Below are 23,528 nucleotides of genomic sequence, written 5' to 3' on the forward strand. Positions count from 1 at the left end.
TTACAACAGGAGTTCCGACCATGTCCGTCACCGCCGAAACCCTCTGCACCGCCTTCCGCGGCGAGCGCCGCCTTGCCGCCGGGGATGCGCTGAGCGTCGCGCGGGCGGTGCGGACGGCACTGGAGGCGGAGCCGGATGGGCCGCCGGTGCTGGTGTTCGACGATGCCACCGGCAAGGTGGTCGACCTCGACCTGCGGGGAAGCGATGAGGAGCTTGCGTGGCGTCTCTCGCCACCGCCACGGGGGCCGGGGCGGCCGAAGCTGGGCGTGGTCGCACGGGAGGTGACGCTGCTGCCGCGCCATTGGGAGTGGCTGAACGCCCAGCCAGGCGGCGCGTCGGTGGCGCTGCGCAAGCTGGTGGACGAGGCGCGCAAGGGCGGCGAGGCGAAGGACCGGGTGCGCCGGGCGCAGGAGACCGCCTACCGCGTCATGCTGGAACTGGCCGGCGACCGGCCGGGCTATGAGGAGGCGGTACGGGCGCTCTATGCCGCGGACAGCGCGCGGTTCGAGGCGCTGACGGCGGACTGGCCGGCCGACGTGCGCGACTATGCCGGTGCGATGGCGGCGGATGTCTTCGGCGACTGAGAGTGATGGCGACTGAGATAAAAGTCCGGCTGAAGATGTGAGGACAGGCGCGCAGGAAGCGCGCCCGCCGGGTCCGTTCCCGCCGGAAGGAGCGGACCCCGAGGGTCGGCAGCCTTACAGCGCCTCGGCGTTGGTCTCGCCGGTGCGGATGCGCACGGCCTGGGCGATCTCCAGCACGAAGATCTTGCCGTCGCCGATGCGGCCGGTGTTGGCGGCCTTCTGGATCGCCTCCACCACCTGCTCGTACTGGTCGTCGGACACGGCGACCTCGACCTTCACCTTGGGCAGGAAGCTCACGGAATATTCGGCGCCGCGGTAGATTTCCGTCTGGCCCTTCTGGCGGCCGAAGCCCTTGACCTCGCTGACGGTCAGGCCCTGGATCCCGAGCGACGTCAGCGCCTCGCGCACTTCGTCGAGCTTGAACGGCTTGATGATGGCCATAACCAGTTTCATGTGGCTTCCCCTTAAAGCGTTGTTCCGGCCGCGTGCAAGGCTGTGGCAGCCCCGTTGCGGTTCCAGTCCGGCCCGACACCGTACCGTTCCCCCGCCGTTGGCCCAAGCCTGTTCGCGTCGACCGCAAAAATCAACGATTACAAGAATCGTGCCGGTTGAAATGCGCTGCAACGATGGGAATATGCCTGTTGATTGGGCGCCCAAAAAGGCGGCATTTGCCCAAAATCCGTTCAGCGACAATCTGTCCGGCGGTCTGCCCGTGCCGGGCGGGGACTGGACACTGGACAGGACGCCGCAGTGCGACAATTGTCTGATCGCGGCGTTGCCGGCAGGGTCCAGGGGCAAGGAAGGCTCAAGCTCCCGCCGGCGGCCGGCACAGGCATTGTAAGGCGAGAAGGCAGCGAGCATCATGGCCGTACCGGGCACCGAATCGGGCAACGCGACCGTCCCCCCGCAGGGCGGCGACATCACCACGGAGGTCGTGGTGCTGGGCGGCGGCCTGGCCGGGCTGACCATGGCGGCGGCGCTGGCCGGTGCCGGCGTGCCGGTGGTCTGCATCGACCAGGACAGCCCCGAACGCATGGGCGAACGGGATTTCGACATCCGCACCACGGCGATCTCCTACGCCTCCAAGATGGTGCTGGATGCGGCGGGCGTCTGGCACCACATGGCCGACAAGGCCGGCCCGATGCTGGACATCCGCATCGCCGACCAGTTCTCGCCGCTGTTCATCCATTACGACCACACCGAACTGGCGGTGGAGGGCAAGCACCAGCCCTTCGGCTGGATCCTGGACAACAAGGACATCCGCCACGCCCTGTTCACCCGCGCGGCCGAGTTGCCGGGGCTGGTCCATCTGGCGCCGGCCAAGGCGGTGACGGTGGAGCGGACGCGGTCCGGCGTCTCGGTCCGGCTGGCGGACGGGCGGACCGTGCGCGGCCGGCTGCTGGTCGGCGCCGACGGGCGGCGGTCGATGGCGCGCGACAGCGCCGGGATCAGGGTGCGGCGCTGGTCCTACGACCAGAGCGCCATCATCTGCACCATCCGCCACACCGAGCCGAACAAGGGCGTCGCGGTCGAGCATTTCCTGCCCAACGGCCCCTTCGCCGTCCTGCCGATGACGGACAACCGCTGCTCCATCGTGTGGAGCGAGAAGACCTCGCTGGTCGACACCTATCTGAAGCTGCCCGACGACCAGTTCGTCGACGAGCTGCAACGGCGCTCCGGCGGCTATCTCGGCGAGATCACGCTGCTGACCAAGCGCGAGGCCTGGCCGCTGTCGGTCCTGCTGGCCGACCGCTTCATCGCCGACCGGCTGGCCCTGGTGGGGGAGGCGGCGCACGCCATCCACCCCATCGCCGGGCAGGGGCTCAATCTCGGCATGCGCGACGTCGCGGCCCTGGCCGAGGTGGTGGTCGATGCCTATCGCCTGGGGCTGGATGTCGGCGGGCCGGAGGTGCTGGCCCGTTTCCAGCGCTGGCGCCGGTTCGACACCGTGCTGCTGGCGGCGGTGTGCGACGGGCTGGTCCATCTGTTCTCCAACAGCATCCCGCCGGTGAAGCTGGCGCGCGACCTGGGCATGGCGGTGATCAACCGGCTGCCGCCGGTCAAGCGCTTCTTCATGAAGCACGCCATGGGCGTGGTCGGCGACCTGCCGCGGATGATCAAGGGCCAGCCTCTTTGAGCCGCCACTTTAAGCAGCCACGTTGACCCGGTACCGGTAATCCTTGGCAGCGGGGGGCGGACGCCTTATGTCCGCCATACCGGCCGGTTGAGGAGCCGGGCTCCGAACGACCGAGGATGAAGACCGTGCTTCGCCGCCTTTCCGCCGCCCTGCTGTCCGCTCCCCTGCTTTATGGCGCTCTCCTGGCCCCGCTGCCGGCCGCCTTCGCCCCGCCCGTCCTCGCCGCGCCGGCCACGCCCGTCTCGCTGACGGCGCAGGACCAGGCGGTCGTCGCCAAGGTGGAGGAGTATCTGAACGGCATCACCACCTTGCAATCGAAGTTCCTGCAGGTGGCGCCGAACGGACGGCAGGCGACCGGCACCTTCTCCCTGTGGCGGCCCGGCAAGATGCGGCTGGAATATGACCGGCCGCTGAAGGACTTCATCGTCGCCGACGGCAGCTTCGTCTTCTATTGGGACGGCGAGATGCGCCAGCAGTCGAGCGCCCCCATCGGCTCGACGCTGGCCGATTTCATCCTGCGCAAGAACATCCGCCTGTCGGGCGACGTCACCGTCACCGACGTGTTCCAGGCCCCCGGCGTGATCGAGGTCAGCCTGCTGGAGACCAAGGACGCCGGCAAGGGCACCCTGACCCTGGTGTTCGAGGACCGCCCCTTCCAGCTGCGCAAGTGGCGGGTGCTGGACGCCCAGGGACTGACCACCGAGGTGGCCCTGCTGAACCCGCGGACCGACGTCACCTTCGACCGCGAGATGTTCTATTTCAAGGAGCCGGCGCGCGGGTCGGACTTCGGCCGCAACAACTGAGCGGCCGGCGGCAGGCGGGCAACAAAACCCTTCGCCTTCTGTTGTCATTGCACAGGGTGACAGCGGGAGGCTTTTCATGGCTTACGATCAGGTTGGCCGGCCCGGACCGGCGGGCCGCCTGCGCAGCATGAACAGGGTGCTGGCACGCAACTGGTGGGCGCTGGCCCTGCGCGGGGCGGCGGCGATCCTGCTGGGGGTGCTGGCCCTGCTGATGCCGGGGGTGACGGTGGCGACGCTGGCGCTGACCTTCGCCGCTTACCTGCTGCTCGACGGCGTCTTCGCCATCCTGGCCGGCCTCCGCGCCTCCCGCCACCATGAACGCTCGCTGCCCTTCATCCTGGAGGGGGTGGTCAGCCTGATCGCCGGCATCGTCGCGGCGCTGTGGCCGGCTGCCAGCCTGTTCGCGCTGGTGTTCCTGATCGCCGCCTGGTCGGTCATCACCGGCTTCGCCGAGGTGATGGGGGCATGGCGGATGGAGCGCACCCACGGCAAATGGGCCTGGGGCGTGGCCGGCGCGCTGTCGATCCTGTTCGGGCTCAGCATGTGGATCCTGCCGGCGCTGGGCCTGCTGGCGCTCGCCTGGGGTGTCGCGGCCTACCTGATCGCCTTCGGCGTGCTGGCGCTGGTGACCGCCTTCCGGCTGCGGCACTGCCATCGCGGGAACGGCGCCTCCGGTGGCGGGATGGCGGCGGCTTGAGCGGGGCGTTGCGGAACGCCACTCCCAATTCATAGCTCCATCGTACAATTTCCCATACGAACGGTCTCTGGCAGCCTGAAGTCCGGCACGATGTTTGCTGCGTTGCGGCAAAACGGCTGCGAGGGGCTGTGTCATGACGCCGCACCGACCGACTCTTGGGCAAACTGCCGGCCAGCCCGGCGGGGGCCGCACAGGAACTGTGCAACACAACATCCTGGCCGCCGCCGCCTGTGGGGTTTCGGACTTCATCGCCGCACAGGGCGGCTGTCCCGATCAGGTGTTCCATCGGGCGGGCGTGGAGGAGCGCGCGCTCGGCCAGCCGACGCTGGCGCTCGATCTCCGCGCTTATGTGGCGATGATGGAGGTGGCGGCGGCGGAGACCGGCAACGACAATTTCGGCCTGATGTTCGGCCGCCAGTTCCAGCCGGAGATGCTGGGGCTGATCGGTTCCATCGCGCTGGCCGCCCCGACCTTGGGGTCGGCGCTCGATCATCTGGCCCGGCTGTTCCCCTTCCACCAGCAGGCGACCGAGACCCGCTTCGTCCGCGAGGGCGAGCTGCTGCGGCTGGAATACCGCATCCTCGACGGCTGCATCGTCGAGCGGCGGCAGGATGCCGAGCTGACCATGGGCATGTTCGCCAATGTGGTGCGCGCCTGCCTCGGCCCGGCCTGGATGCCGGAGGAGGTGCATTTCGAGCATCCCAAGCCGGAAGGCTGGCGCCAGCATGAATCGCTGTTCGACGCCCCCGCCCATTTCGGCCAGCGCACCAACGCCATCCTGCTGCGCGACCGCCAGCTCGACCGCCGCATGCCCGGCGGCGACATGGCGCGGCTGACCGGGCTGTGCGGCACGCTGATCGACATCGCCCGCGGCACCGGCACGCCGCCGCTGCTCGACCGCGTGAAGGCTGAGGTGCGGGCGCGGCTGCCGGAAGGCCCGACTTACGTCGAGGACATCGCCGACCGGCTGGGCATCGCCCGCTGGACCCTGCAACGCCGGCTGGCCGACGAGGGGCTGAGCTTCTCCGATCTGGTCGAGGGGGTGCGGCGCGATCTGGCGGCGGTCTACATCCGCCAGCGCCATGTTCCCGTCGCCGACATCGGCGCGCTGCTGGGCTATTCGGAGGTCAGCGCCTTCAGCCGCGCCTTCCGCCGCTGGTTCGGCATGTCGCCGGCGAGGATGCGGGGCTAGTGACCCTCACATCCAACGGGCCATTGCCTGTTCCAAATAGAGGCATCGGTTCGGCGACAGCCACCGGCTGGTTGTGTTCACCGGACCGATGAATGCCGGGCGCGCAATAATTGCGTGTCTTCTATCATATTATTACGCTATTTGGTATTACCGACAAGGGTGAGGGGGCTTTTGCCGCCAGCCATGGCGATGCGGCACCGATCATCCGGCAAAAATGATGCTGGGGAAAAACAATGATATCGCAAAGACTTCGTGCGTCGCTCTTGGCGATAGGCACGCTGCTGTTGCTCAGCGCCTGCGCCAGCCCGCATATGCGGGATGCTTCGGAGCCCGTCGCGGCCGTCAAACCCGCTGAAAATGCAGCAACGCTTGTCCTGATGCGCCCATCGATGTTCGGAGGCGCCATTCAATCGTCGGTCTACGACATAACGTCGGGCAAGTCCGAATTCATCGGCATTGTGTCCGCTGGGAAGAAACTTGCCTACGGAACGCCCGCCGGCAAGCGTCGCCTGATGGTGGTCGGTGAGTCGGCCGATTTCATGGATGCGGATTTTGCGACGGATCAAATTTACTACGCCCGCATTGCTCCCCGCTTCGGAATGTGGAAAGCGCGCTTTTCTCTGGAGCCGGTTCCCGCCTCCTCGGCTGACCTGGAGAGCGACTTGAAGGCTTGCACCTGGGTGGAGAATACCCCCGCTTCGCATGATTGGGCGCGCGCAAACATGCAAAGCGTGGATATGAAGAAGGCAGAGTATTTGCCAGACTGGGAGAAGGGCTCGGACAAGCCCTTCATCGCCCAAGATACCGGCAAGAAGGCTCAGCGATAGCCGGAGGTCATCAAAACGGGCGTCGTCGCTGGTGACGGGTGTTCGCCCGCACTGTCGCGGATCGCGGGCGGCGCCCGGTATTGCAGGAAATCACTCCTCGGCCAGAACAGGCCGGGGCAGGGGACACGGAAGGATCAGATGCCGACCTCCACCGCCGCATTGACGACATAGATCTGCTCGTTGCGGTCGTTCTTGTCGGCCAGGAAGATGCCGCTCGGCGCCAGCATGCCGCCGCCGGTGACGTGGATGCTGACCGCGCAGGGGAAGACGGCCTTTACCGCTTCGTGGTCCAGCTGCTCGGCGTCGGCCGGCACGGCGAGGTGGACGCGCACCTGCATCCTGCTGGTGTCGCCGTCCACCAGCGCCCGCATGCCCGGCATCGAGTTGCGCTCTATGGCGTTGCGCACGGCGCGGACGGCGGCCTTGGTCACGTCCTGGCCATGCAGATCCACCCCCATGCCGAGTTCCACGAACATCACCTGTTTCATCGTGCCGGGCTTTCCTGTCGGTGTCGGATGACGGGGATGATGGCGCGGGACTGCGGTAAGGGCCAGGGAGCGGCGGCGGATTTTTGGGGGGTGGAAGGTGCCGGCCGTCAGCCGCTCACTCCATCGGCAGGCCGACGTAATTTTCCGCCAGCGCCGTCATGGCGGCGCGGGACTGCACCAGATAGTCCAGCTCGGCCAGATGCACGCGCTGCTCGAAGGGCGATTCCCGCTCGTTCCGGTGCAGCATGGTGGTCATGTACCAGGAGAAGCGCTCCGCCTTCCAGATGCGGCGCAGGCAGGTGGCGCTGTAACCGTCCAGCCCCTCGGTGGTGCCGGATTTGTAATAGGCGGTCAGGGCGCACGACAGCACTGCTACGTCGGCGACCGCGAGGTTCAGTCCCTTGGCGCCGGTCGGCGGCACGATGTGGGCGGCATCGCCGGCGATGAACAGGCGGCCATGCTGCATCGGGTCGCAGACGAAGCTGCGCATGGCGATGATGCCCTTCTGGAAGATCGGCCCTTGGGTCAGGGTCCAGCCGTTGTCGTCCTCCAGCCGGCGGTGCAGTTCGGACCAGATGCGGTCGTCCGACCAGTTGGCGATGTCGTCCTTGGGATCGACCTGGATGTAGAGCCGCTGCACCTCCGGCGAGCGGGTGCTGAGCAGGGCGAAGCCGCGCTCGTGGTTGGCGTAGATCAGTTCGGGATGCGACGGCGGCGCCTCGGTCAGGATGCCGAGCCAGCCGAAGGGATAGACCATCTGGTATTCGCTGCGGGTGGCGGCGGGGATCGCCTGCCGGCTCGGCCCGTGGAAGCCGTCGCAGCCGGCGACGAAGTCGCAGCGCAGTTCCTCAAGTGGTCCGTCGGCGCTGCGGCGAAACCGCACGCGCGGCGCTTTGCCGTCGAGGTCGATGAACTGAACGTCGGACACGCCGAACAGGATGGTGCCGCCATCCTCCAGCCGGGATGAGACGAGGTCGCGGATCACCTCGTGCTGGGCATAGACTGTGACGCGCTTGCCGCCGGTCAGCTCCGCCATGTCGATGTGGTGGCTGCGGCGGTCGAAGCGCAGGGTGATGCCGGAATGGAAATGGGCTTCCCGCATCATGCGGTCGCCCAGCCCCATGTCGTTCATCAGGTCGACCACCCACTGCTCCAGCACGCCGGCGCGGATGGTGCCCTCGATCTCCTCGCGGCTGCGGTGTTCGAGGATGATCGATTCGATGCCCTGGCGGTGGAGCAGATGGGACAAGAACAGGCCGGCCGGGCCGGCCCCGACGATGGCGACCTGGGTACGGGCGATTGGGGTACGGGTCGGTTTGGTGGGGTGCATATCTCTTGCCCTCCTTGGGGACCAGGGGCAGGTGTGTTCCGCAAATTGTTGCTCACACCAATCATTGGTGTTCATGCTATTCCCGGTCGGGAGGGCCGGACATAGACGAACCGGCGAAAGGCTTGTACTTTTCAACGCCTGCCCGACGGAGCCCCGTGCGATGTCCGCCCACCCCGCTCCCAGTGCCGAACCCATTCCCCGCTATTGGCTGTACGGCGAACCGCCGGCGGTGCCGGAGCTGCGCTTCGTCCATATCGAGACGATCCCGGAGCGGATGCGCTTGTACAATTGGGAGGTCCGTCCGCATCGCCATGATGGGCTGAGCCATGCCCTGCTGGTCGGGAAGGGCGGCGGGCGGCTGACCGCCGACGGGGTGGAGGTGGCATTCCGCGCCCCGGCGCTGATCGTCGTGCCGGCGCAGGTGGTGCACGGTTTCCGCTTCGATCCCGGCACCGACGGGCATGTGCTGACCATGTCGGAGGGGTTCCTGGCCGGCGTTCTGGCCGCGGCTCCGGAGGCGGAGCTGCGCGACGCCGTGGCCCTGCCGCAGGCCTGGACCCTCGATGCCGGGTCGGACGAGGCGGCGGCGCTGGACCGCTGCTTCGCCGAGATCAGGCGGGAGTTCCGCGCCCACCACATCGGCCGGGCCAGCGCCATCGCGGCGCAGGTGATGCTGCTGCTGGTCGCCGCCGCGCGGCTGGCGGCCGACCGGCGGCGGGACAGCGCGGATCGCGACGGGCAGGGGGTGTCGCCCGACCTCAGGCTGCTCGCCCGGCTGCGGCCGATGGTCGACGAGCGGTTCAGCCAGCATTGGCCGGTGGAGCGCTATGCCGCGGCGCTGGGCGTCACGCCGGGCCGGCTGAACGCCGCCTGCCGCCGGGTCACCGGCCTGTCGACCCTTCAGCTGGTGCATGCCCGGCTGATGCTGGAGGCGCGGCGCTCGCTGATCTACACCGGCCATGGCATGGCGGAGATCGGCTATGCGCTGGGGTTCGAGGATCCGGCCTATTTCTCCCGCTTCTTCACCAAGCGCGAGGGGCGGTCGCCGCAGGCCTTCCGCCGGGCGCATGCGGAGGGCGGAACGGGAGGCAGCCTTGACGGGAACGGCCTTGACCGGACCGGGGGCGTCTCACCACAGTAACAGCCTTGCGTCCCATGGCGGGGATGCCGACCGATTCAATGCTTGGGCCCGGTTTGCCGGAGAGGGTGGTGGCGATGGACAGCCTGGACGTCACGATGCGCAAGCCGGCCGAAACGGTCGAACAGTCGCTGTGGCGCCGCCTGCGCGCCGATGCCGTCCGGGTGGCGGAGGAGGAGAGCGGCCTGGCCCCCTTCCTCTATGACGCGGTGCTGGCGCGCGACGGCTTCGGCCCGGCGCTGGCCGCCCTGCTGGTGCGCAAGCTGGCCGACCGCGCCATGCCGGAGGACCGGCTGGCCGCCGTGGTGCGCGATGCGATGGAGGCCGACCCGGCCATCGTCAAGGCCGCCGCCGCCGACCTTGCCGCCATCCTGGCGCGCGACCCCGCCGCCGACGGCTGCCTGACTCCCTTCCTCTATTTCAAGGGCTACCATGCCCTGCAATGGCACCGCGTCGCCCACTGGCTGTGGCGGGGCGGCCGGCACGACCTTGCCCATTTCCTGCAAAGCCGGGTGTCGGAGGCCTTCGCCGTCGACATCCACCCGGCGGTGCCGGTCGGGCGCGGCGTGTTCATCGACCACGGCACTGGCGTGGTGATCGGCGAGACGGCGGTGATCGGCAACGATGTCTCGATCCTGCAGAACGTCACGCTGGGCGGCACCGGCAAGGAGCATGGCGACCGCCACCCGAAGGTACGCGACGGTGTGCTGCTGTCGGCCGGGGCCAAGGTGCTGGGCAACATCACCATCGGTGCCCATGCCAAGGTCGGCGCCGGCAGCGTCGTGCTGAAGGACGTTCCCGGCTGCGCCACCGTCGCCGGCGTGCCGGCCAAGGTGGTCGGCTGGTGCCGCGACGAACCGGCCCCGGCGCTCACCATGGACCAGAGCCTGCAACAGGGCGACTACAGCATCTGAGCAACCCCGTCCGCGCGCTGTCCCCGGAAATCCGGCTTCGCTGTACCTATATGGAGGAAGGCGGGCGGCAAGCCCGGAGCTGAGGGCAGGGCGCGAGGGCCGTGAGGGTGTTGCTGGCATTTCTGTTGACGCTGGTCCTGCTGCTGGCCGGGCCGGTGTTCCTGCTCGCCTCCGGTGCGGTGCCGACCGCCGTAGACTGGAGCCGCATCGACCGCAGCCCGGTCGGCCTCGCCCCCGATGCGGCGACGACGCCGGAGGCGGTGGTCCAGGTCTATGCCGCCCGCGTGCTGTCCTGGCGCGGCGCCTTCGGTGTGCATCCCTGGTTCGCGGTGAAGCCGGCCGGCGCCCGCAGCTATACGGTCTACGAGGTGATCGGCTGGCGCGCCTATCGCGGCCTGTCGGTGGTGTCCGTCAGCAACCGCGACCCCGACGGCCGCTGGTTCGGCGCCCAGCCCGCCCTGCTGGCGGAACTGCGCGGCCCCGCCGCCGAAGCCGCCATTCCCAAGATGCCAAGGCCGCCGCCGGCTACCCCTATGCCGGCGAGTACCGCGTCTGGCCCGGCCCCAACAGCAACACCTTCGCCGCCTGGGTCGCCCGCGCCGTGCCGGACCTGCGTCTCGACCTGCCATCGACGGCGCTGGGCAAGGATTACCTGGGCCGGGCCATGTTCGCGCGGGCGCCGAGCGGCACCGGCTGGCAGATCAGCCTGTTCGGCGTCGCCGGCCTGCTGCTGGCTGTGGAGGAGGGGGTGGAGGTCAATGTGCTGGGGCTGACCATCGGCATCGACCCGCTGGACCTTGCGGTGAAACTGCCGGGAATCGGACGGGTGGGATGGTTCGAGTCGAAGCCGCTTTGAAAGTAGCGGAAGAATTCGATGGGAAGGGGGAAGAGTACGGCCACCTGTCTTGACCGGAGAACACCATCCATACCTTGAACGTGTAAGGGAGGATGGTGCCCAGGGACGGAGTCGAACCGCCGACACGGGGATTTTCAGTCCCCTGCTCTACCAACTGAGCTACCTGGGCATCTCGGCGCCGCTTGGTGGGTGACCGTTTCGGTCGGTGCGGCGCGTCGTGTGGGGCGCTTTTTAGAGAGGTTCGGAGGGGCTGTCCAGAGGAAAATTCAAAAAATTTTCGACCCCTCTCACAGCCCCTCGTCAGGGTCGGATCCGCCCGGCACATCGGCGGTTTCCGGGCCTTCGATGCGGTAGACTCCGCCCAGCCAGCGCGACAGGTCGATGTCGGCGCAGCGCTTGGAACAGAAGGGGCGGGTGGCCGGCTCGGTCGGGCGGCCGCAGATCGGGCAGTTGCTGCCCGCCTTGGTGCCGGCCTGGGCATGGGGCTGGGAGCGCTGCGGTGCGCCGGGGGAGCGGGAGTCGGTCAAGGGAAGGCCTCCGTAACGAACTGTAAGCAGTCAGGGCCGCAGCAGGGCCGCCAGCGGCGTGCCGCGGCGGGCCCGGGTCAGTTCGACCAGGCCCAGTTTGGACATGCCATAAACCTGGGTCTGCACCGGGTCGCTTTCCACCGCCTGCGACAAGGCGGCCAGAACACGCTCGGCATCGCCGCGGCTGCGCATGTTGACGAAATCCACCACCACGATGCCGCCGACATTGCGCAGGCGAAGTTGGCGGGCGATCTCCGTCGCGGCGTCGAGGTTGACGTCCAAGGGGTTGCCGCGCTCCCCGGCATTCACGTCGACCACCGTCAGCGCCTCCGTCCGCTCGATCACCAGCGAACCGCCGAGCGGCAGCGGCACTCGGATGTCGAGAAGCTCGGCAATCGCAGAGTCGAGGTCGCGCAGGTCGAACAGGCGCTGGGCGTCCGTATGGCCGCCGAGGCGCGGCAGCAGGTCGGGGGCGTGGTTGCCGCACCAGTCGCGCAAGCCCGACAGCAGCGGCCCGTCGCCGATCCTGATCCCGTCTGCGGGAGGCGGGTCGTCGACCAGGATGGCGGCCGGCGCGGCGGCTCCCTGTTCGATCAGGGCGCGGGTGGGGGCGTCGGGGCCGGGATGCAGCAGGCGCGGGGCGGAGCCGGCGCGGGCGTCGTCGCGGATGGCGCGCCATTGCAGGTGCAGCGCCTCCGATTCGGCGGCCAGAAGATCGTCGGATATCTGGGCGGCGCCGGCGCGCACGATCCAGCCGGCGCCGGTGGCGAGCTGTTCGATGCGGCGGGCCAGCGTGGCACGCTCCGGACCGGAGCCGAGGCGCTTCGACACCGCGATGTCGCGGCCGAGCGGGGCATGCACCAGGAACCGGCCGGGCAGGGTGATGTCCATCGTCAGCGACGGACCCTTGGCCCCGGCGGCATCGGCCTTCACCTGCACCAGCACCGGCTGGCCGGTGCGCAGCAGCGCGCCGATGGGGGCCTGCTTGGCGCCCGGCCGATGGGGACGCGAGTGAGGGGGGGCGTCGTCGAGGATGGGACGGCGCACGTCGGCGGCCGGCAGCAGGCCGGATAAGCCGTTCCCGAGGTCGACGAAGGCGCCGTTCAGGCCGGTGGCGATGCGCTCGACCCGGCCGAGGATGATGGCGCCGAGCAGCGACGGGCGGCCGGCATGGTCGATGTGCAGGTCGGTCAGGCGGCCATCGGTCAGCACCGCCGCCCGCGTCAGCGGGCCGTCGCGGTCGACCAGCAGCTCAAGCCTGCTCATCGTTCGGATGGGGGATCGGAGGGTGCGGGAAGCCGGCGCCGTGCAGCATGCCGGCGACCTCGTGCAGCGACAGCCCGACGACATTGCTGTAGGAGCCGCCGATCCAGCGCACCAGCGCCCCCGCCCGGCCCTGGATGGCATAGCCGCCGGCCTTGCCCTTCCATTCGCCGGACGCGATGTAGGCGTCGGTCTCCGACCGGTCGAGCACCTTGAAGGTGACGTCGGTGCGGACCAGCCGGTCGATCCGGCGGGGACCATCCCCGTCGGGCACCAGCAGCACGATGCCGCCGATCACCCGGTGCCGCCGGCCGGACAGCAGGGACAGGCAGCGTCGCGCCTCTTCCTCCCGTTCGGCCTTGGGCAGGATGCGGCGGCCGCAGGCGACCACGGTGTCGGCGGCGAGAATCCACAAATCGGGATGGCGCGCGGCGACGCACGACGCCTTCTCCGCCGCCAGACGCAGAGCGTGCTGGGGCGGGAGTTCGTCGCGCAACGGCGTTTCATCGAGATCGGCGGGATCGACCGCGTCGGGCACGATGCCGATCTGGCGCAGCAGGTCGAGCCGGCGGGGCGAGGCCGAAGCCAGCACCAGCCGGGGCGCCTTGGACGGGATCGTCACGGGGAACCGCGATGCAGCAAGGATGCTACTTGAACCGGAAGGTGATGCGGCCCTTGGTCAGGTCGTACGGCGTCATTTCCACATTGACGCGGTCGCCCGCCAGGACGCGAATCCGGTTCTTACGCATCTTGCCGGAGGTGTGCGCCAGAACCTCGTGATCGTTGTCGAGCTTCACCCGGAACATCGCGTTCGGAAGCAATTCGACGACGGTCCCGGAAAACTCGATCAAATCTTCCTTTGCCATAGGCCCTTATGTCCGTCCTAATAGTTTCGCGGCAATAACTGACCTTCCAAGGCCGCCGGGTCAAGGGGGATTCCCACCGCCGATGCGTTCGGCCGCAGCCATTCGCGCGGGGCAGACCCGCGTTGCGTGCCGGAAATGCCCCCTGAGCCGCGCCCCGTCAGACCGACTGGTAGGGGTTGAGTGGCGATGCACCGCCTTCTTCCAGGCGGCGCGGCTGGTCCATCGCCTTGCCAATCGCCGCGAACATCTCGCGCTGGTCGATCTCCATGCGGCGGGTCAGGCGGCCGACGGTTTCCGCCGCACTCAGCGCACGGCCGCTCAATATGTCGTGGAACAGGTTGTGATTGGCCTTCGCGGCACTGGGCAACAGGTCGGCGGCGACCGCGCCAGGTGTCGATTCGGCGGCGCGGATCAGCTTCGCCGCCCCGCCGGAGCCCAGAACATAGGCCATGCGGCTTTCCAATTCGCTGGCCGGGCGGCCCAGCCGCTTCTCCAGCGCCTCGCGCCCTTCGGCCAGATAGCGGGCGGCCATGCCGGCCGACAGGTCGACGTCGTGGCGCAACTCCAGGATCTGGCGGCGGATCGCCGGGTCCTTGACGCTGGACACCCCGTTGCGGACCTGGATGTGCGAGGCCAGATCGCCCTGGCCATAGGCGGCGCCATGGCGGCGGAACAGGTCGAGCCAGGTCAATTCGAGGAACTGGAACGGGCCGGCGGCGGAGCTGCGGCTGTTCTTCGCGGCACTGTCCAGCCCGCTTTCCTGGGTCGCCTGGGCCAGGATGGCGGTGAAGCTGTGGCCCGACAGGCCGGCGACCTGCTGCGAGGCGACCAGCACCCGCGTGGCGGTCGGATCCTCGGCAGTCACGGCCTTCACCGCCTCCGCCACCTTCGCGGAGCTTGGGGGCGGTGTTTGGGGGGCCGGGACCGCCGGCTTCAGTCCCGGCAGGGGCGCGCGCGGCGCGGCGGTCTCCGCGGACGCGGAGTCGGAGGCCAGCAGGACCGGCGCGTCGGGCTTTGCGGCGGGAACCGGCACCGTGCTGCCGTCGGCGAGGCGGATGGGGGTGACCGGCTTGGCGGCGGGCAGGGGAACCTGGGTCCCGTCGCCCAGCAGGATCGGGGCCGGCGGCTTTGAGGTCGGCAGGGGGGCGGCCGGTAAGGGCGGCGTCTTCTGGCCGTTCGCCGGCCGGCCGACCGGCACGGCCCCGGCGCCGGTCCGGCTGGTCTGGACCAGCGTGTCGCGGAAGGACGGCTCGCCGACACTGCCGTCGGTGAGCGCAGGGGAAGCGTCGGGCTTGCGCTCCGGAACGGGGGCGAGAGGGGGCTGCGCAACCTTCATGGCACACACTTCGCTACGAACCGGCCGGGCCTGCCGGGAGAAAGCCCCGCCCGCCGATGCCCCACGAGCGTGGGCATGGCCGGACGGATGCAGGCACTATAGCACCGACTCGTCAGCGATGTGCGATCAACTGTGGGCGCGGGGCCTCGTCCTTGGCGCCGTTCTCGCCCTCGCCGTGCAATGGATCGTCGGCCAGCGGATCGTCGGGATACGCGACGCGGGCCCAACGGCCGATGGCGGCCAGCAGCTTGGATTTTTCCAGCGGCTTGGCCAGATGGGCGTTCATGCCGGCCTGCAGGCAGCGTTCGACCTCGATCTGCATCACGCCAGCGGTCAGAGCGAGGATCGGGATGCGGCTCACCGGGCCGGGCAGGGCGCGGATGCGGCGGGTGGCCTCCAGCCCGTCCATCACCGGCATCTGCACATCCATCAGCACGAGGTCGTAGGGCTGTTCCTGCACCGCGGCCACCGCGGCGGCGCCGTCGTCCACCGCATCGACCCGATGGCCGGCCCTGGTCAGCATGGTCACCGCCAGATCGCGGTTCATCGCCAGATCCTCCGCCAGCAGGATGCGGGCGCTGGCGGCGCCGGACTCCAGAGGGGACAGGATGGCGCTGTCGGGCTGGATCGCGGCGCTGCCGGCGGGCAGCAGAGGCAGCGAGAACCAGAAGGTGCTGCCGGTGCCGAGCTGGCTTTCCATGCCGATCTCGCCACCCATCAGTTCCACCAGCCGGCGGCAGATGGCCAGCCCCAGCCCGGTGCCGCCGCGCCCGCGCTCCAGCTGGGTGAAGCGCTGGAACAGGTCGCGCTGCCGTTCGGGGGCGATGCCGATCCCGCTGTCTGTGACGGTGAAGGTGCAGATGCGGCCTCCGCTTTTTCCGCTGTCCTCGATCGCCTTCACCGTCAGGCGGACCGAACCGCGGTCGGTGAACTTCACCGCGTTGCTCAGCAGGTTCAGCAGGAGCTGGCGCAGCCGGTCGGGGTCGCCCATGACGAAGCCGCGGGCGGTCGCCGAGATGCTGGTCTGCAGCTCCAGCCCCTTCTGTTCCGCGGCCAGCCGGACGATGGCGACGCAGCGGTCGGCCAGATCGTCCAGCCGGAAGGGCACGCTGACCAGATCGAGCCGCCCCGCCTCCAGCTTCGACAGGTCGAGCACGTCGTTGATGACGGTCAGCAGCGACCGCCCGGCATCGCGCACCTGCGAGGCGTAGCGCCGCTGCTCCGCCGTCAGCGGGGTTTCCAGCAGCATTTCCGCGAACCCGATCACGCCGTTCATCGGCGTGCGGATCTCGTGGCTCATGGTGGCGAGGAATTCCTCCTTGGCACGGCTGCCGGCCCGCGCCTCCTCCATGGCGGAGCGCAGCTCCTGCTCGCGCTGCTTCAGGCGGCGCGACATGTTGTTGAAGGCATGGGAGACGACGCGGAATTCATGGGGCGCGCGGTCCGCCTCGATCACGGTGCCGCCGCCGCCGTCGCCGATGCGGGTGGCCGCGGTGCCGAGTTCCCACACCCAGCGCAGGACCGAGGCGCGCAGCAGCACCCACAGGGCGGTGACGCTGACCAGCGCCGCGATGGCGAGCAGGCCCAGGCTCTGCCACAGATCGCGCCGGGCCTCCGCCATGATCGGGCCGGTCGGCATGCCGACGGCGAAGACGGTGTCGGTCTCGTCCGAATGGCGGAAGGCCCACAGCCGGCCGCGGCCGTCGGCGCTTTCCGCATCCAGCGTGCCGTCCTTCTCCGTCAGCATCTGGCGGATATGCGGCATGTTGCCGATGTTGCGGTTCAGCCAGCCTTCCGGGTCGGGCTGGCGGGCCACGATCACGCCGTGGCGGTCCAGCACCATGACGCGGGCGTCGGGCTGCTTCAGCACCTTCACCAGGTCGGTCAGCCAGGTGAGGTCCACCGCCACGCCCATGACGCGGATGATCCGCCCATCCTCGATGATCGGGCTGGCGACGATGATCAGCGGCTTCAGCGAGCGCTTGCCGATGATGAAATCGCTGACCACCCAGCTTCTGGTGTCCAGCACGCGCTGGAAATACTCGCGTTCCCGCAGGGTGATGCCGGCACCGGGGCCGGTGGTGTCGCAGATGATGTTGCCGTCGGCGTCGGTGAGCCAGACGCCGGTGGTCCAGCGGTGCTGGCGCGGCATCGGCGCCAGGGTGGCGACGCAGGCGTCGGTGTGGTCCATCGTCGCGTTGCGGATGGCCGGCACCAGCGACAGCACGCCAAGCAGGTTGCGCGCCTCGCCGATCAGGTCGTGCTGGCGCTCCACCCCGTCGTCGGCCAGATGCTGCACCAGTTCGCGCGCCGCGTCGATGTGGTCGTCGAGCTGCTGGTCGGCGAGATAGAGCGTCCCCCCCAGCGGCAGCGCCAGCGAGGCCAGCACCACGCCCATCAGGCGGGCGCGCAGGCTGCGCGGGCTGAAGGCGCGGAGCAGGCGGTGCATCGGACCTGCGGGCATGGATGACGGCTTCCGCGGGAATGTTCGCTCACGCCCCCCGAGCCTAAGGCGGCGCGCGGCGCGTTGCGATGACACAGCTCAATAGCACTGGCGGGGATGCGAAGTGAACACGGAGCCGCGCAAAAAGTTGCAGAATACCAAATTTATTACCGACCATCCCGTGTGGTGGGCGGTCCGACAGGGCCGAGCCTGTGCGAGCATTTGACGGCCGTCAAGGCCGCTGGGGTGTGCTTCGGGGATGTTTCCGGCATTGCGCCGACCTGGGGGCAGGAGAACGTCCGTCATGCACACGGAAAGCGAGCGTAGGGTCATGCCGGCACGGCCGGGCAGCGTCGCACCGGCCGGCTGGGAGATCGGCATCTTTTCCGGCGTTTCACGACAGCGGGTGCGCCGCTTTCTGCTGACGATGCACCTGACGCTGGGACTGGCGGTGGGGGCGCTGCTGGCGCTGACCGCGCTGACCGGCAGCCTGCTGGTCTTCTATGTCGACATCGACCGCATGCTGACGCCGGAACTGGTGCTGTCGGCCTGGCAGAAGACCGGGCAGAATGCTTCGGTTCCGCTTGACCGGGTGGTGCAAGCCCTGCGCGAGGCCCATCCGGCCCGTGGCGGCGGCTGGCGGCTGGAGCTTCCCGACGGGCCGGACCATCCGATCATGGCCCGCTACATGAAGCCGGAGGAGACCGCGGGCAAGTCCTTCGCCCCGCTGATGGTGGCGGTGAACCCTTACAGCGGCGAGGTGCTGTCCTCCCGCTTCTGGGGCCGGACGGCGATGACCTGGGTCTACGACCTGCATTACCTGCTGCTGGCCGGCGAGAGCGGACAGCTGGTGCTGGCGCTGGGCGGGATCGGCAGCCTGCTGATCCTTGCCAGCGGGGTCTATCTATGGTGGCCGGCGGCGGGAAAATGGGGTCGGGCCCTGCAACCGCGCCTGCGCTCCGGCTTCGTCCGGCAGGTGTTCGACATCCATGTACTGGCGGGCGTCTATGGCCTTGTCGTCCTGTTGCCGCTGATCGTGACGGGGATCGTCATGGAGCGGCCGGACTGGGTGAAGCCGGTGGTGGAGTGGCTGTCGCCGATGACCGCACCTCCCGTTCTCCTATCCGCCCAGAATGGTAAGGCAGTGGGAGCCACAGTGGGGGCCGATGCCGCGCTTGCCGCGGCGCTCGCCCGTTTCCCGCAGGCCGAACCGCGCTGGGTCGAGGTGCCGGGGCAGGGCGGCGGCGCCTACCACATCCGCCTGTTCCAGGCCGGCAAGCCCGGCTGGCGCTTTCCCAAGACCAGCGTGTGGGTGAATGGCGGCGACGGCACGGTCATGGATGTCCGCGACCCCACCCGCTGGACCTTCGGCGACGCCTTCTTCGGCTGGCAGCATCCGCTGCACAACGGCGAGTGCTTCGGCCTGTGCTGCCGCATCCTGGTGGCAGTGGCCGGTCTTTTGCCGGCAGTGTTGCTGGCGACCGGGACGGTGCGCTGGCGGCAGAAGAAGCGGACGCGGCCGGCGCGGGCCGGCTGACCGCCGGACGGTCACACCGTCGGCCCGCGGGACAGCGGGAAGCGTTGCTTCATCTTGGCCATCAGGCCGTCGCGGACCTGGCGGTAGGCTTCCAGCATGGCGTCGCGGGTGCCGTCGACCAGGGTGGGGTCGAAGGTGTTCCAGAACTCCACGTCGCAGGCCATGGTGCGCGTCATCTCGATGGCGCGGTGCTGCGCCTCCGGCGACAGCGAGACGATCAGGTCGAAGTTGGTGTCTTCCAAATCCTCGAAGGTGCGGCAGCGGTGCTTGGACAGGTCGATGCCGATCTCCTCCATCACCGCGACGGCGAAGGGATCGACCTCGTCGCCCTCGCGGACGCCGACGGAATCCACATAGACACGGGTGCCGTGGTAATGGCGCATCATCGCCGCCGCCATCGGCGAACGGATCATGTTGTAGGTACAGGCGAACAATACGCTCGTGACCGGCAGAGGGGTGAGGACCGGGGTCGCCGCCATGGCCTTGCCCGGTCCGTCAGCCGCGAATGTGCAGGACGCAGATCAGCGTGAACAGCCGGCGCGCGGTCTGCAGGTCCATCTCCACCTTGCCGGCCAGCCGTTCGCGCAGCATCTCGGACCCCTCGTTGTGCAGGCCGCGGCGGCCCATGTCGATGGCTTCGATCTGCGACGGCGTCGACCGCTTGATGGCGGCGTAATAGCTCTCGCAGATCAGGAAATAGTCGCGGACGATGGAGCGGAAGCCGGTGATCGGCAGCATCAGCCGGTCGAGTTCGCTGTTGTCCTCGCGCCGGATGTCGAAGACCAGCCGGTTGTCCTCGATCGACAGATGCAGGTGGTACGGCCCGTCCTCTGTGAAATCGCAGGGACAGAACTCGTTGTCCTCCAGCAGGTCGAAGATGGCGACGGCGCGCTCATGCTCGACCTCCGGCTTGTGGCGGACGACACTCCGCTCGTCGAGCGTCACATGGGTGATGCGCCGCTTGCTCTTCGCCGTCGTCACGCCCCGCCTCCCCGTTCTTTCTTCAGTCTTTATAGCCCGGCAGCCGCTGGGCGACGGAGCGCGCATGCGCCTCCAGCCCCTCGGCCATCGCCAGCGTCACCGCCGCCGGGCCGATGGCCCGCAGGCTGTCGGCGTCGCAGGCGACGAAGGTCGTCCGCTTCATGAAGTCCAGCACGTTGAGGCCGGAGGAGAAGCGGGCGCTGCGTGCCGTCGGCAGCACATGGTTGGGACCGGCGACGTAATCGCCGATGGCCTCCGGCGTGTAGCGGCCGAGGAAGATGGCGCCGGCATTGCGGATCTTCGCCGCCAGCACGTCGGGATCCTCCACCGCCAGTTCCAGATGCTCCGGCGCCAGCCGGTCGACCAGGGCGGGAGCGTCGGCCATCAGGTCGCCGACCAGCACGATGGCGCCATGCTCGCGCCAGCTTTCGCCGGCGATTGCCGTGCGCGGCAGCGTCTCCAGATGCTTGTCCACCGCCGTAGCGACCGCATCGGCGAAGGCGGCATCGTCGGTGATCAGGATCGACTGGGCCGAGCTGTCGTGCTCGGCCTGCGACAGCAGGTCCATGGCGATCCAGGCCGGATCGTTATGGCCGTCGGCGACCACCAGGATCTCCGAGGGGCCGGCGATGCTGTCGATGCCGACGAGGCCATAGACCTGCCGCTTGGCGGTGGCGACGAAGGCGTTGCCGGGGCCGACGATCTTGTCGACCGGCCGGATCGTCGCCGTGCCGTGGGCCAGCGCCGCGACCGCCTGCGCACCGCCGATGCGGTAGATCTCGTCGATGCCGCAGCGCTTGGCGGCGGCCAGCACCAGCGGGTTGATCGCCCCGTCCGGCGTCGGCACCACCATGACGACGCGCTCGACGCCCGCCACCTTGGCCGGCAGGGCGTTCATCAGCACCGAGGACGGGTAGGAGGCGGTGCCGCCCGGCACATAGAGGCCGACGGCGCCGACCGCCGTCCAGCGCGCACCCAGCCGCACGCCGGCGGCGTCGCGGTAGTCGGTGACCTCCGGGATTGGCGGCGGTGGAACGCCTCGATCCGCGCCGCGGCGAGGTCGAGCGCCTCCAGCGTTTCCGCCGAGCATTTGGCCGTCGCCGCGTCGATCTCGTCCCGGCCGATCCGCAGGGTGTCGGCGGTCAGGGTCTGGCGGTCCCAGCGGGCGGTGTAGTCGATGAGCGCCGCGTCGCCGCGGCTGCGGACCTGATCGATGACGCCGGCGACCAGCGTCTGGACATCCTCGCTGGCCTCGCGCTTGGCGTGCAGCAGCGCCTCGAACCCGGCGGCGAACTCCGCGTCGCGAATATCAAGCCTGACGGGCATTCACCGCCTCCCGGAACTTGTCGATCCACTGAGAAATCTCGGCCGTCCGCGTCTTGAAGGCGGCGCGGTTGACGATCAGGCGCGAGGTGACGTCGGCGATATGCTCCACCTCCACCAGCCCGTTGGCCTGCAGCGTCGAGCCGGTGGAGACCAGATCGACGATGCGGCGGCACAGGCCCAGCGTCGGCGCCAGCTCCATGGCGCCGTTCAGCTTGACGCATTCGGCCTGGACGCCGCGCGCGGCGAAGTGACGCTTGGTCACCTCCGGATATTTGGTGGCGACGCGCACATGGCTCCAGCGCGACGGATCGTCGCTCTCCAGCATCTCCGCCGGTTCGGCGACCGACAGCCGGCAGGCGCCGATGCCGAGGTCGAGCGGGGCGTAGATCTCCGGATAGTCGAACTCCATCAGCACGTCGTTGCCCGCCACGCCGAGATGGGCGGCGCCGAAGGCGACGAAGGTCGCCACGTCGAAGGAGCGCACGCGGATGATGCTGAGGTTCGGCACGTTGGTGGCGAAGCGAAGAAGCCGGCTCTTGTCGTCGTCGAAGGCCGGCTCCGGATGGATGCCGGCATGGGACAGCAGCGGGCGCAGCTCTTTCAGGATGCGGCCCTTGGGCAGGGCCAGCACGAGCTGGTCGTCGACAGGAACCTCGGCGGCCGGCAAGCCCAGGGCGCTGGTATCGGCGGACAAAACACTCTCCTCGCATCGCTCGCCGGGGCGGTGTGGGGGCCCCGGATGAACCATCGACGCGATAGATAGCACATTCCAGGCGCCCGTCACCTGTCACTGTCGCGCCCGCAAGATTTAACGGAGAAAATATGCTCAATGAGGAATTTCACACAAACTGCAAAAATGGATTTGACCAAACCCCATCGAAAGGGTAGATAAAAATCCATGGACGCCCCGCCGGGCATCCCGCGGCAATTTGACTTCTGCAGCTTGCGCCGCGTCACCAAACGCTAAAGCGCCACGATACCGGTCGTGGACCTCTTCAAGAAGGAGAGACCGGAATGACATCGCGAGTTTCCGCTCCCCCATCCGTGCTTCGGATCGCTTTTTCGGCCTGCATGATGCGTTCGGGCCTGTGTTGCCGCTGACCTCGCGGCCCAGAAACACAGCGCCCATCCCGCACATCCGCCGATCCTGACGATCAGGTCCTGAACGCAGTCGCGCCGCCGCCCCGCATCCGCCAGGGGTCTGCCGCGCCGAGGGGAGCATTCCGCCATGTCCCACGCCAACGCCTACGCCATCGAAGTCCAGGGCCGCTCCGCCGGCATCGTCGTCGCCGAACGCGGCGGCTTCACCTTCTTCGTGTCCGATTGGGCTTTCCGCGATCTCGACCGCCGCGTCTTCCGCAATGTCGGACAGGCCCAGCGCGCCGCCCACCAGCATTTCAGCCGGCTGCCGGACACCCGCCGCCGCTGACGCTCCATCAAGAAGCCCGCTGCCAAGAAGCCCGCCCCAAAAGCCTGCTGCTGAAAATCCTGAGGAAAGACCCGATGAAGCGTATCCTGATGTCGGTGGCCGTCGCCGCCGGCCTGCTGACCGCCGCGACCTCCGCCTTCGCCGCCCCGCTGAAGCTGGGCGTGTCGGCCGGCCCCTATGGCGAGATCCTGGAATTCACCGCCAAGCTGGCCGCCAAGGAGGGCATCGAGGCGCAGGTGATCGAGTTCACCGACTGGAACATGCCCAATGCGGCGCTCCAGGCCGGCGACATCGACGCCAACAACTTCCAGCACCAGCCCTTCCTCGACAATCAGGTCAAGCAGCGCGGTTACGACATCGTCGCCGTCGCCAAGAGCGTCGTGGTGCCGATGGGCGTCTACAGCAGCAAGGTGAAGGCGCTGGCCGATCTGAAGCCGGGCGCGTCGGTGTCGATCCCCAACGATCCCACCAACGGCGCCCGCGCCCTGTTCCTGCTGGCCAAGGCCGGCGTGATCGGGCTGAAGGACGGCGCCGGCCTCAACACCACCATCGCCGACGTGGTGAACCCGAAGGGCATCAAGCTGGTGGAGCTGGACGCCGCCCAGCTGCCGCGCTCGCTCGACGACGTGGATGCGTCGGTCATCACCCTCAACTATGCCGTGCTGGCCGGGCTGGAGCCGAAGAAGGCCCTGGTGCTGGAGGATGACCAGTCCAAGTGGAACCTGGTGTGGGCGGTCCGCAAGGATCGCATAGAAGACCCGACGATCAAGCGCTTCATTGCGCTGTATCGTTCGCCCGAAGTGCGGCAGTTTATCGAAACGCGCTTCAACGGTTCCATCATTCCGACGTGGTGA

Annotated in this window: 24 protein-coding genes, 1 tRNA gene and 2 pseudogenes; 13 read left to right on the forward strand and 14 right to left on the reverse strand. The window is 68.6% G+C overall.

What is annotated here, in order from left to right; all coding sequences use genetic code 11:
* Nucleotides 1–20: 20 nt before the first annotated feature.
* Nucleotides 21–584, forward strand: coding sequence for a DUF2239 family protein (locus tag ABNQ39_RS33255; RefSeq protein ID WP_376966587.1), 564 nt, complete (start codon nucleotides 21–23; stop codon nucleotides 582–584).
* Nucleotides 585–698: 114 nt separating this feature from the next.
* On the opposite strand, the gene glnK is transcribed toward ABNQ39_RS33255, so the two are convergent.
* Nucleotides 699–1,037 carry a P-II family nitrogen regulator gene (glnK, locus tag ABNQ39_RS33260; protein WP_012977707.1) on the reverse strand — a complete coding sequence of 113 codons (339 nt, stop codon included), beginning with the start codon at nucleotides 1,035–1,037 and terminating at the stop codon, nucleotides 699–701.
* A gap of 409 nt (nucleotides 1,038–1,446) precedes the next feature.
* Here glnK and ABNQ39_RS33265 point away from each other — a divergent pair, with 409 nt between their 5' ends.
* The 5 genes from ABNQ39_RS33265 (at nucleotide 1,447) to ABNQ39_RS33285 (ending at nucleotide 6,240) form a co-directional block, all read left to right on the forward strand.
* Nucleotides 1,447–2,721 (forward strand): UbiH/UbiF/VisC/COQ6 family ubiquinone biosynthesis hydroxylase, encoded by a 1,275-nt coding sequence (locus ABNQ39_RS33265; protein ID WP_376966590.1) that lies wholly within the window; start codon nucleotides 1,447–1,449, stop codon nucleotides 2,719–2,721.
* Nucleotides 2,722–2,837: 116 nt separating this feature from the next.
* Nucleotides 2,838–3,524: a LolA family protein gene (locus ABNQ39_RS33270; protein ID WP_376966592.1), complete on the forward strand. Its 687-nt coding sequence runs from the start codon at nucleotides 2,838–2,840 to the stop codon at nucleotides 3,522–3,524.
* A 76-nt stretch (nucleotides 3,525–3,600) separates the two neighbouring features.
* Nucleotides 3,601–4,221, forward strand: a complete 621-nt coding sequence (locus tag ABNQ39_RS33275) for an HdeD family acid-resistance protein (RefSeq protein WP_376966594.1) — start codon at nucleotides 3,601–3,603, stop codon at nucleotides 4,219–4,221.
* 199 nt (nucleotides 4,222–4,420) lie between these two features.
* Nucleotides 4,421–5,413 carry an AraC-like transcriptional regulator QhpR gene (gene qhpR / locus ABNQ39_RS33280; RefSeq protein ID WP_376966595.1) on the forward strand — a complete coding sequence of 331 codons (993 nt, stop codon included), beginning with the start codon at nucleotides 4,421–4,423 and terminating at the stop codon, nucleotides 5,411–5,413.
* A gap of 263 nt (nucleotides 5,414–5,676) precedes the next feature.
* On the forward strand, nucleotides 5,677–6,240 hold the full coding sequence (locus tag ABNQ39_RS33285; RefSeq protein WP_376966597.1) for a hypothetical protein: 564 nt from the start codon (nucleotides 5,677–5,679) through the stop codon (nucleotides 6,238–6,240).
* 134 nt (nucleotides 6,241–6,374) lie between these two features.
* Here the strand turns inward: ABNQ39_RS33285 and ABNQ39_RS33290 are convergent, their stop codons facing one another.
* Nucleotides 6,375–6,728 carry a Lin0512 family protein gene (locus ABNQ39_RS33290; RefSeq protein ID WP_376966599.1) on the reverse strand — a complete coding sequence of 118 codons (354 nt, stop codon included), beginning with the start codon at nucleotides 6,726–6,728 and terminating at the stop codon, nucleotides 6,375–6,377.
* 115 nt (nucleotides 6,729–6,843) lie between these two features.
* A complete protein-coding gene (gene pobA, locus ABNQ39_RS33295; RefSeq protein ID WP_376966601.1) occupies nucleotides 6,844–8,058 on the reverse strand; it encodes a 4-hydroxybenzoate 3-monooxygenase in 1,215 nt (404 codons plus the stop codon).
* Between the two features lie 160 nt (nucleotides 8,059–8,218).
* On the opposite strand from pobA, the gene ABNQ39_RS33300 reads away from it, so the two are divergent.
* The 4 genes and pseudogenes from ABNQ39_RS33300 (at nucleotide 8,219) to ABNQ39_RS33315 (ending at nucleotide 10,966) form a co-directional block, all read left to right on the forward strand.
* Nucleotides 8,219–9,199: a helix-turn-helix domain-containing protein gene (locus ABNQ39_RS33300; protein ID WP_376966603.1), complete on the forward strand. Its 981-nt coding sequence runs from the start codon at nucleotides 8,219–8,221 to the stop codon at nucleotides 9,197–9,199.
* Between the two features lie 74 nt (nucleotides 9,200–9,273).
* On the forward strand, nucleotides 9,274–10,110 hold the full coding sequence (gene cysE / locus ABNQ39_RS33305; protein ID WP_376967171.1) for a serine O-acetyltransferase: 837 nt from the start codon (nucleotides 9,274–9,276) through the stop codon (nucleotides 10,108–10,110).
* A gap of 311 nt (nucleotides 10,111–10,421) precedes the next feature.
* Nucleotides 10,422–10,702: pseudogene (locus tag ABNQ39_RS33310) on the forward strand (DUF3750 domain-containing protein); the annotation flags it as partial.
* Between the two features lie 9 nt (nucleotides 10,703–10,711).
* Entirely contained in the window at nucleotides 10,712–10,966 is a 255-nt protein-coding gene (locus tag ABNQ39_RS33315) for a hypothetical protein (RefSeq protein WP_376967192.1), read from the forward strand.
* 93 nt (nucleotides 10,967–11,059) lie between these two features.
* Here the strand turns inward: ABNQ39_RS33315 and ABNQ39_RS33320 are convergent.
* From ABNQ39_RS33320 to ABNQ39_RS33350, 7 genes are all read right to left on the reverse strand, one after another.
* A tRNA-Phe gene (locus ABNQ39_RS33320) sits at nucleotides 11,060–11,135 on the reverse strand.
* Between the two features lie 118 nt (nucleotides 11,136–11,253).
* Nucleotides 11,254–11,493, reverse strand: a complete 240-nt coding sequence (gene yacG, locus ABNQ39_RS33325) for a DNA gyrase inhibitor YacG (protein WP_428846422.1) — start codon at nucleotides 11,491–11,493, stop codon at nucleotides 11,254–11,256.
* A 30-nt stretch (nucleotides 11,494–11,523) separates the two neighbouring features.
* On the reverse strand, nucleotides 11,524–12,759 hold the full coding sequence (locus tag ABNQ39_RS33330; RefSeq protein ID WP_376966605.1) for a ribonuclease E/G: 1,236 nt from the start codon (nucleotides 12,757–12,759) through the stop codon (nucleotides 11,524–11,526).
* On the reverse strand, nucleotides 12,746–13,378 hold the full coding sequence (locus ABNQ39_RS33335) for a Maf family protein (protein WP_376966607.1): 633 nt from the start codon (nucleotides 13,376–13,378) through the stop codon (nucleotides 12,746–12,748). Before ABNQ39_RS33335 ends, ABNQ39_RS33330 begins: the two co-directional genes overlap by 14 nt.
* 25 nt (nucleotides 13,379–13,403) lie before the next feature.
* Nucleotides 13,404–13,622 carry a translation initiation factor IF-1 gene (infA, locus tag ABNQ39_RS33340; RefSeq protein WP_012977999.1) on the reverse strand — a complete coding sequence of 73 codons (219 nt, stop codon included), beginning with the start codon at nucleotides 13,620–13,622 and terminating at the stop codon, nucleotides 13,404–13,406.
* A gap of 157 nt (nucleotides 13,623–13,779) precedes the next feature.
* Nucleotides 13,780–14,958 (reverse strand): lytic transglycosylase domain-containing protein, encoded by a 1,179-nt coding sequence (locus tag ABNQ39_RS33345; RefSeq protein ID WP_376966610.1) that lies wholly within the window; start codon nucleotides 14,956–14,958, stop codon nucleotides 13,780–13,782.
* 112 nt (nucleotides 14,959–15,070) lie between these two features.
* The gene (locus ABNQ39_RS33350; RefSeq protein WP_376966612.1) at nucleotides 15,071–17,422 is read right to left on the reverse strand and encodes a hybrid sensor histidine kinase/response regulator; all 2,352 of its coding nucleotides are present in this window, start codon (nucleotides 17,420–17,422) and stop codon (nucleotides 15,071–15,073) included.
* A gap of 283 nt (nucleotides 17,423–17,705) precedes the next feature.
* On the opposite strand from ABNQ39_RS33350, the gene ABNQ39_RS33355 reads away from it, so the two are divergent.
* On the forward strand, nucleotides 17,706–18,938 hold the full coding sequence (locus tag ABNQ39_RS33355; RefSeq protein WP_376966614.1) for a PepSY-associated TM helix domain-containing protein: 1,233 nt from the start codon (nucleotides 17,706–17,708) through the stop codon (nucleotides 18,936–18,938).
* A gap of 11 nt (nucleotides 18,939–18,949) precedes the next feature.
* Here the strand turns inward: ABNQ39_RS33355 and ABNQ39_RS33360 are convergent, their stop codons facing one another.
* The 4 genes and pseudogenes from ABNQ39_RS33360 to hisG all read right to left on the reverse strand — a co-directional run bounded on the left by ABNQ39_RS33360 (nucleotide 18,950) and on the right by hisG (nucleotide 21,939).
* Nucleotides 18,950–19,417 (reverse strand): low molecular weight phosphatase family protein, encoded by a 468-nt coding sequence (locus tag ABNQ39_RS33360; protein WP_109450592.1) that lies wholly within the window; start codon nucleotides 19,415–19,417, stop codon nucleotides 18,950–18,952.
* A gap of 16 nt (nucleotides 19,418–19,433) precedes the next feature.
* A complete protein-coding gene (locus tag ABNQ39_RS33365; protein WP_376966616.1) occupies nucleotides 19,434–19,919 on the reverse strand; it encodes a UPF0262 family protein in 486 nt (161 codons plus the stop codon).
* A gap of 22 nt (nucleotides 19,920–19,941) precedes the next feature.
* Nucleotides 19,942–21,245, reverse strand: a pseudogene (gene hisD / locus ABNQ39_RS33370) (histidinol dehydrogenase).
* Nucleotides 21,229–21,939 (reverse strand): ATP phosphoribosyltransferase, encoded by a 711-nt coding sequence (gene hisG, locus ABNQ39_RS33375; protein WP_425290399.1) that lies wholly within the window; start codon nucleotides 21,937–21,939, stop codon nucleotides 21,229–21,231. Before hisG ends, hisD begins: the two are co-directional and overlap by 17 nt.
* 534 nt (nucleotides 21,940–22,473) lie before the next feature.
* On the opposite strand from hisG, the gene ABNQ39_RS33380 reads away from it, so the two are divergent.
* Complete coding sequence (locus ABNQ39_RS33380; RefSeq protein ID WP_376966619.1) at nucleotides 22,474–22,674, forward strand: hypothetical protein; 201 nt, start codon at nucleotides 22,474–22,476, stop codon at nucleotides 22,672–22,674.
* Nucleotides 22,675–22,748: 74 nt separating this feature from the next.
* Complete coding sequence (locus ABNQ39_RS33385) at nucleotides 22,749–23,528, forward strand: MetQ/NlpA family ABC transporter substrate-binding protein (protein WP_376966621.1); 780 nt, start codon at nucleotides 22,749–22,751, stop codon at nucleotides 23,526–23,528.

Origin of the sequence: Azospirillum sp. A26 (assembly GCF_042604635.1) — a bacterium.
Lineage (GTDB): Bacteria > Pseudomonadota > Alphaproteobacteria > Azospirillales > Azospirillaceae > Azospirillum > Azospirillum palustre.